Here is a 7,702-nt window from a genome sequence, read left to right as displayed (position 1 = left end):
GTAAATCAATACGACTTAGTTATTACACTAAATGATGAACTTTTTAATAAATTAGTATTAGGAGGTATTTAAGGGGGATTTACAGAATTATTATCTCAAAAATGTAAATTTATGAGATGTTGAAAAATAAAAAACCTGCACAGGGGCAGGTTTTAAGCATTTAAATCTTTATGCAACGTCACATAATCATAATCGAATCATAGATTCGAATTGAAATGAGTTATTCAGTACAATTTGCCGCTTTTCGATAACTTTGTAATGCTGCAGTATTTTCACCTAGTTGTTCTTGTGATTGAGCTAATGCCAGCCAATGTTCTCGGGTTGGTACCAGGTCACATACTTTTGTCCAGTGCTCTTTTACAACTTTAGTATCACGTTTTTGATTGGCAAGTTTAGCTAAACATATTTGATAAGCCGCATCACTAGCGTGAGTTTGTTCAAAGCGCTGCAGTAATTTTCTTATATCCCCATCATCGGCATCAATAATTAACGGTAAAGCGATTAAAATGTCATTACTGATATCAGCCTTTAAGCTTTTTGATAGTAGTTTTAATGCATCTTTTTTCCGTTCATACTGACACAAACCTTGGGCATAAATAGCGATAAGGCAAGGTTGATTACGTTCAGCTTTACTTAGCCAATGCCAGCATTTTTCTAGCTCTTGCTCATTGGTTTCAGTTGCAGCTGTTAGTAGGGCTGTATTGGTCTGCTCCGCAATTGTGATAAACATGTCATCAGTGACTATTTGACGTTTCTTTATTGCTGGGAGTAGAACTTTTAATGCCTGCCAATCCTGTTGCAACTGATATAAATCTAAAGCTAGCTTTAAAACTGGCGCTTTGCTTTTGCTTGTAGGGTTAAGTAAGTCGAGCTCAGTTCTAGCTTTGGCTAGCTGACCTTGTTGAATTAAATAGCGCGTTTTTGTGGTTCTCACTGCCGTTTGAGCTAATGGGTCTTCTGCAGCTTTTGATAAATATTGGTCTCTTGCGTCGCTCTTTTTTTGATGGTGAGCAGCGCGAGCCGCTGCAAATAAATTGAGCGCAGGAAGCTCACCTTGTGCCGCACCTTTAGCCATAGACTTTTCTGCACTAGGCCAATCTTCTTCTGCCAGTGCCAGTGCACCTTGTAAGGTATGTTTTTTAGCGGCTTGACGACGCCAGCGTTCTGGCAGGTATCGACTATTAATCGCGATGTTAAGTAAGAAAACAATTACCCATTCAATCAATTGCAGCGCAGCATAAAATAACACTAACCCGAGTAAACCAAATACTAAGCTGGTTTCTATTTGATATTCACCAGCTGCAATATAAACGTAGCCTGTGCTACCTATAATGAAAGGGCTAATACAAAAGCCGATTAAAATGATAATCACATATGCGAGGATTTTAATCATAACTGTGGTTCCTCTGCAGGAACCAACTCGCCATAAGTAATGAGTTGTTGCAATAAGCGTGTTGAATCAAATTTTTGATAGGTCACTTGCTCAATCGATAACGTCATTAATGCATCTAATGCGGCTATGGCTTCTTGGGTTTTCTCGTTATCTAGATCGAAATATTGCTGCACCCATGTGCGAGCAAAACCAATAGATTGGCGATAGTTAACTTCATCATGTTGGTATAATGCTAACTGTGCCTGTAGCAATTTATTACGGATATTTTCGACCAAATACCATTGCTGATCTGGGGCAAGTAGTGGTTCAAGATCTGTGGTTCGTTTACGAATGGTAATGAAACCATCAGTGACAGAGTGCCAGGTTTTAGCGAGATTACTTTGCCAATCATCTAAAGAATCAGAAATAACATTTTGCTCTGATAAGTCTGCTGCAGACTGTGCTTTTGCACGATTAAGAGATAAATTATCTAATTGATGTAATAGGCCGTCAATAGCGTAAATGGTCCCTGCAACATCGGTCGTCTTGATTGAATTTGTTCGGGCTAAATCATTCGCTAGGGCACGTCGAATGGGTAACAATGAAGGATCTTTCATTGCTTCAATACGGTCATCTGCAGATGCCAGTAAACTGGCAGCGGTTTTGGGGTCATTTTCAAGCCACAATTTTCTGCCAGCCATGCGTACCAGGTATTCGGCTTCAGAAGCCATCCAATTATTAGGGCTACGCTGGGCTAATGTCGCCACACGCTCTTGTAATTGTTTATGGGATTTAGCCAGTTGATTTTGTTTTTGATATGCCAATGAGTCATTTTTTTGCTGAACTTCCAATTCGGCTATTCGTCTCGTTGGAGCAACTAATCTTTTGGTGACTTCATCACTAATGGCATTGGTTTGCTGATTTTGGGTTTGTAGCGCTACTTTTTGGCTTTCTAATTCCATATACAGTAGGTAACTAATGCCAATACCAGCAATTGCGATGATAAGGCAAAGTAAAATACCCAGTCGAACCCACCAAGAACTTTTATTTTTTGGGTGAGTGTCTGAGGCCTTTGAATCTGACTGTTTCTTATCAGACTGAGAAGAGGGTGCTTCTGATTTAGGTTTACTCATTGTTTTCGATTCAATGACGTCATTGTCAGAGTGAACTTCTTGATTAGGATCTTGTTTGTTGTGTTCCATTATCTGTCCTTGAGTGCCTAGTGTGACAATAAACTAGTGCGCCTAAAAATTAATGCGAGCTAAAACACGATATGGCAAAGGTACAAGTCTGGCAGGATTAAACATTATCGCAAATACAAAATTATACGGTAATGATTAAAAAGGTAACGCTTGTAAAATAGCTTGAGTATTCGCCCCATTTGCATTGGTGACGTTATTAAATCCGGCTATTTTGGCTCTTTGCTCCACTCGATTGCTAGGTACTATGATATGACATGATAGCAACCATGCAAATAACTCTTTTGGAACAAGTTTAATTAGATTCTCTAAGACTTCGCCACTGGTAACGATAATTGTATCGATTCCGAATTGCTGCCATTGACCGCAAACTGTCTTGGGGTCTAGCTTTGGGCTGGTGCGTTGGTAGACTTCCCAATAAGAAACATTGGCTAATCTAAGGGTCAATTGTTGTGCTATTTTTTCACGGCCACCAATACCCCTTATAATTACAATATGCTGTTTTTCAATGTCCTTTAAGGATGTAAGCGACAGTAAACCTTCACTATCTTGACTCTCTTCTGGGGCGACTTCAGCAGTAATACCATATTGTGCTAAGGCATCTGCAGTGGCTTGACCAACAGCGTAATATCGACAATTTGGAAATTGATTATTGAGTGCTGTAGCTGCAAATTTTATCGCATTAGTGCTAATGAAAATAATGCTATCGGCTTGGGAGAGAATGTGAGGATTAATATTATTGTGAGTAGCAATCACAGAAAGTAAAGGAGTGACCATATAGTCTACTCCTTTCATTTGAAGCTTATCTGCCATAGCTTGATTGCGTCCCTCAGGACGCGACAGTAAGACTTTCATCGATATTTACTTGTTGTAAACAGCGTCTAAGATCACTTTAGCACCGCGGCTAAGTAAGTCATTAGCCAACTCTTCACCTAAAGCAACTGCATTGGTTTTTAAACCGGTGACTTCACCTTCAATGATTTGGCTGCCATCTGGGTTACCCACTAAACCGCGAAGGTTCAATGTATCGCCATCAATTTCAGCATATGCACCAATTGGCACCTGACAACCGCCTTCTAAACGAGTGTTCATTGCTCTTTCTGCAAGTACACGGTAACGGGTTTCTAAATGCTCTAGTGGGGCCAGTAAAGCTTTAACACGTTCATCGTTAGTACGACATTCAATGCCGACAGCTCCTTGGCCATTTGCTGGTAGTGAATCTTCAGCTGAAATGAAACTAGCAATGCGCTCATCAAGTTTTAAACGGATAAGACCCGCTGCTGCAAGGATAATGGCATCGTAATCGCCGCTATCTAACTTAGCTAAACGTGTACCCACGTTACCACGTAAGTCTTTGATCAATAGATCTGGACGGGCTGCACGGATTTGACACTGACGACGTAAACTTGAAGTACCAACAACAGCACCTTGTGGTAATTCTTCAATGGTTTTATACGTATTTGAAACGAAAGCATCACGAGGATCTTCACGTTCACAAATAACCTGTAAACCCAGACCTTCAGGGAAATCTACTGGTACGTCTTTCATTGAATGAACGGCGATGTCAGCACGATCTTCCATCATGGCTACTTCAAGTTCTTTAACAAAAAGACCTTTACCACCCACTTTAGCTAGAGGCGTATCTAAAATCACGTCTCCTTTAGTGCTCATTGGTAACAGCTCAACCGTTAAATCAGAATGAATACGTTCAAGCTCAGCTTTTACGAATTCAGCTTGCCACATTGCAAGTGGACTTTTACGTGTAGCGATACGAATAACATTTTGAGACATGCCAAAGAGTTCCATCAATAGACTTAATTGCAATAATGCTAACATTGCCAGAAAGCAGATGTAACAAATCGATAGTGATTGTTTGAACTAAGTACATAATATTTTTGTGACACAAGTCTCATTTTGTTGTGTATATTAATAAAAGTGATAACATGATCACGTTTTTGCTAATTAATTGAACTCTAATTTATCGTTGCTTTTATATGAGCCTGAAAGTGAAATTAGGGGGGGAGGTAATAATACAAGGATGGATGCCTTTATTAATAAAGTTTGCCGCTCAGCCGAAATAGCTAATCAACTAAACCTTGTTCGGTATGAACGAGTCAAATCTCTATTGTCGCCAGTTCAACAACAACTTTTCGATATTATTCCCTATTTGATTCAGCATCATCATGTTCAACTTCCTGGAGGTCAATCTCCGCTAACCCCTTTTGGTATTGCAGATTTTCAGAAAACATCAGCAATTGAGCTGGCGCGCAAGCAGCTAAAACTACCGAGTTTCGACAGTTCTTCTTCGCAACCTTCAGCTTTTGAAGGCGTTTATTCCATGGGCAGTACTGCTAGTTTCGGGCAAAACCCTAAAAGTGATGTTGATGTTTGGCTCGTTTATAAAGCCAATTTAAGTAATGCGGATTTAAAGCTGATTAGTGGCAAAACGGATGCCTTAACGCAGTGGTTTAGCTTATTTGATTTTGAAGTGAATTTTTATTTGGTCCATCCGCTGCAATTTAGAGAGTGCAGCGCTTTTGATAATTGTTATAGCTCTTTAGGCGAAGAACACAGTGGCAGTACGCAGCATTGGTTATTACTAGAAGAATTCTATCGTTCCCATATTCGTCTTTCAGGAAAGCCCATTGGATGGTGGCCAGATTCTAATACTGACAAAAATGTGTTGTTTCTCGGCGATGTGCAATCCATGCCAGCTACCGAATATTTTGGTGCTTCTTTATGGCAATTATACAAAGGCTTAAATAAGCCACATAAAGCATTATTGAAAGTGCTTCTGCTTGAAACATATGCGGCAGAATACCCACAATCACATTTTATCACTCAGCAAATATGGCAACAGTGTTTACAAGGTGATTTTAGTGAATCTAATGATGCTTACTTGATTTTGTATCAACGTATCGAAGGTTATTTACTGAAAAAACAAGATACTCGCAGGCTCGAAATTGTGAGACGGTGCTTCTATCTCAAATGCGGTGTTAACTTAACCAATCGATGCGTTGGTAAAGATTGGCGTAGAGATAAAATGCAGCAGCTGGTTAATCAATGGGGTTGGCCTGACAGTTTATTAGAAACATTAGATAACAGCCAACACTGGCACTCAGGGCAGCTAAAATGGTTTAACAAACAACTAAATGAATTGCTGTTAATTAGTTATCGCACTTTACTCGATTTTGCTTCAAAGCAAGCGTTAAGTGACCGTTTTAGGGTGGAGGAATTGGGAATTCTTGCCCGTAAACTACATACCTATTTTAGTGAAGATGAGCATCAATTATTACCATTGAATAAGCTTTGGAGCCGCTCCATTGCTGAAAAAAATATGACCATCATTCGCAGTATCAAAGACTCGCGATATTATTTATATCGGCAACCGCTGAAATCTGGTCAGCTCATAGGTGAGTCAGCGATAATTAAAGCGGATACCCCCACTGCTTTAGTTGCCTGGGCAACCATGAATGATATTTCGGCCCCAGATACCCAATGGCAAGAATATGGTTGTAAAAAGCACCGAAGAGCTCTGCTGACTAACTTAGCACTTAAGTTGTGTCCGCTAATGACAGCGACCAGCAAAGTGTCTCAAGCTGAATTATGCCAACCTTTTTACTACAAAAAAGTGATTGCGGTGGTCAATGTTGATCATGATCCAACGTTAAATTGGCATGGTCAAGAAATCATGATTGATTACATGAATGGCGATGTATTCTCATTGGGCAAAAAGCAGCAAAATATGCTGTCTACTATCGATATTGTTTGCCTCAATAGCTGGGGTGAGTGGCAGTGCCATCGGTTCAACGGTGACAAAGGGCTGCTAGAAGCCTTGTCATTTGTTGCTATTGGTTTAAAAGGTAAACCTGAGCAGGTAGAAATAGATGTTATTGCCTGTGCGGAGCGTTTAAATAAACAGCTCAATGATGCTGTTCAGGGCATTTTTACTCAATGTGTCAAATTTTGTTTTGATGCCAAAACATCATCAGGATTGATGCACCCGATTAGAGTGGGTAAGCAGCGTTATGGTTTGTACTTTAGCCCTATGGGTTTAGTGTATAAAGTCTTAGGTGATAACGACGTTAAAGTGAATCCCATTAAAATTGAGCGTTTTAAAAAGCCACAACTTAATGCGCCTGCAGCAATTATTAAGGCTGATCCTTACCGCAGTATTCCCAGTGTGATTAAATTGTATATTTCTAAAGGTGCGACACAATACTTTCTGCGTCAACGCTCTGATGCATTAGATGTGTTTATTATTGATGAAGCCAACGAGCTAAAACATCAACAATATGAAGATTTAACCATGCAAGAATTAGTCGAAAAAGAAAGTCACAGCTTTGCATTCGAGCGAGGTTCATCACCGCAATATTTTAATATGCCGCAGTTTTTTAAATTAGAGAGAATTGACGGAGAGTTGAATGTGGTGCCATTTGGAATGGTAATAAATGAATTGAGTTCAGATTTCTAAACTCAATTCCATTTTAATACAAAATCCATTCACGTACCGCGATTAAATAGCGAGTGAAATACCACTTTGTTTTTTAATAGCCTCAATCACAAAAGGCATGAAAATATTGTCATTACGTTCGTCAAACCACTCACCGTCAACTATCGCAAAGTGATAACCGCCAAAGCGAGTCGCAATCCATAACTCATGTAAAGGCTCTTGTTTGTTGATCACAATTTGCGAACCATCTTCAAACTCAAGCTGTAAAACATTACCACTTGCGTTGATGTCAACGTCAGCATCTTGCTCATCAATAGCCACTTCAATGGCATTTTCTATCTTACCAAGCATCTCATCTGCTAATTGATGAAATTCTGTATCTGTCATAGCCATGCATTTCAATCCTTGTGCTTTCTAGGTTATGAATGCGATTATAAGGCTATAACTCCCCAGATGCATAGATGTTGAGAAAAATGAGACTGTTTTTATTGGTAATGCTTGCTAGCCTATTCATTATTGGCTGTGGACAAAAAGGCGCTTTATATAAAACACCTGACACAGAAACCAATCAGGAAGAGCGAAAACCGCAAGAGTCAGCTGTTGAGGAAAACCAAGAAAATCCTCAGCCAAGTTCTCAACAATTGCCTCAAGAGCTAGGTTAATAGCCGCCTTTATTGA

Annotated in this window: 7 protein-coding genes; 2 read left to right on the top strand and 5 right to left on the bottom strand. The window is 39.7% G+C overall.

Features of this window, described 5'->3' with window-relative positions:
- Positions 1 to 220 precede the first annotated feature (220 nt).
- The 4 genes from FPK91_RS11850 to hemC form a co-directional block, all read right to left on the bottom strand.
- Positions 221 to 1,393: a heme biosynthesis HemY N-terminal domain-containing protein gene (locus tag FPK91_RS11850; protein ID WP_144211448.1), complete on the bottom strand. Its 1,173-nt coding sequence runs from the start codon at positions 1,391 to 1,393 to the stop codon at positions 221 to 223.
- Entirely contained in the window at positions 1,390 to 2,574 is a 1,185-nt protein-coding gene (locus FPK91_RS11845) for a uroporphyrinogen-III C-methyltransferase (RefSeq protein WP_227006555.1), read from the bottom strand. Before FPK91_RS11845 ends, FPK91_RS11850 begins: the two co-directional genes overlap by 4 nt.
- A gap of 135 nt (positions 2,575 to 2,709) precedes the next feature.
- Positions 2,710 to 3,426: a uroporphyrinogen-III synthase gene (locus FPK91_RS11840; RefSeq protein WP_144211447.1), complete on the bottom strand. Its 717-nt coding sequence runs from the start codon at positions 3,424 to 3,426 to the stop codon at positions 2,710 to 2,712.
- A gap of 6 nt (positions 3,427 to 3,432) precedes the next feature.
- Positions 3,433 to 4,362: a hydroxymethylbilane synthase gene (gene hemC, locus FPK91_RS11835; protein WP_144211446.1), complete on the bottom strand. Its 930-nt coding sequence runs from the start codon at positions 4,360 to 4,362 to the stop codon at positions 3,433 to 3,435.
- 247 nt (positions 4,363 to 4,609) lie between these two features.
- Between hemC and FPK91_RS11830 the strand changes: the two genes are divergently transcribed.
- The gene (locus FPK91_RS11830; RefSeq protein ID WP_144211445.1) at positions 4,610 to 7,045 is read left to right on the top strand and encodes a class I adenylate cyclase; all 2,436 of its coding nucleotides are present in this window, start codon (positions 4,610 to 4,612) and stop codon (positions 7,043 to 7,045) included.
- 42 nt (positions 7,046 to 7,087) lie between these two features.
- Here the strand turns inward: FPK91_RS11830 and cyaY are convergent, their stop codons facing one another.
- Positions 7,088 to 7,417, bottom strand: coding sequence for an iron donor protein CyaY (gene cyaY / locus FPK91_RS11825; RefSeq protein WP_144211444.1), 330 nt, complete (start codon positions 7,415 to 7,417; stop codon positions 7,088 to 7,090).
- A gap of 80 nt (positions 7,418 to 7,497) precedes the next feature.
- Between cyaY and lptM the strand changes: the two genes are divergently transcribed.
- A complete protein-coding gene (gene lptM / locus FPK91_RS11820; protein WP_168926902.1) occupies positions 7,498 to 7,686 on the top strand; it encodes an LPS translocon maturation chaperone LptM in 189 nt (62 codons plus the stop codon).
- The last annotated feature ends 16 nt before the right edge of the window (positions 7,687 to 7,702 follow it).

This window comes from Shewanella donghaensis, from assembly GCF_007567505.1.
Lineage (GTDB): Bacteria > Pseudomonadota > Gammaproteobacteria > Enterobacterales > Shewanellaceae > Shewanella > Shewanella donghaensis.
The sequence above is the reverse complement of the archived record's forward strand: the minus strand, read 5'-3'. Positions and strand labels throughout refer to the sequence as shown.

What these genes read in the sequence shown, in the direction of transcription:
- FPK91_RS11850 (WP_144211448.1), bottom strand. Translation starts at nt 1,393, where the DNA reads ATGATTAAAATCCTCGCATATGTGATTATCATTTTAATCGGCTTTTGT.
- FPK91_RS11845 (WP_227006555.1), bottom strand. Translation starts at nt 2,574, where the DNA reads ATGGAACACAACAAACAAGATCCTAATCAAGAAGTTCACTCTGACAAT.
- FPK91_RS11840 (WP_144211447.1), bottom strand. Translation starts at nt 3,426, where the DNA reads ATGAAAGTCTTACTGTCGCGTCCTGAGGGACGCAATCAAGCTATGGCA.
- hemC (WP_144211446.1), bottom strand. Translation starts at nt 4,362, where the DNA reads ATGTCTCAAAATGTTATTCGTATCGCTACACGTAAAAGTCCACTTGCA.
- FPK91_RS11830 (WP_144211445.1), top strand. Translation starts at nt 4,610, where the DNA reads ATGGATGCCTTTATTAATAAAGTTTGCCGCTCAGCCGAAATAGCTAAT.
- cyaY (WP_144211444.1), bottom strand. Translation starts at nt 7,417, where the DNA reads ATGGCTATGACAGATACAGAATTTCATCAATTAGCAGATGAGATGCTT.
- lptM (WP_168926902.1), top strand. Translation starts at nt 7,498, where the DNA reads ATGAGACTGTTTTTATTGGTAATGCTTGCTAGCCTATTCATTATTGGC.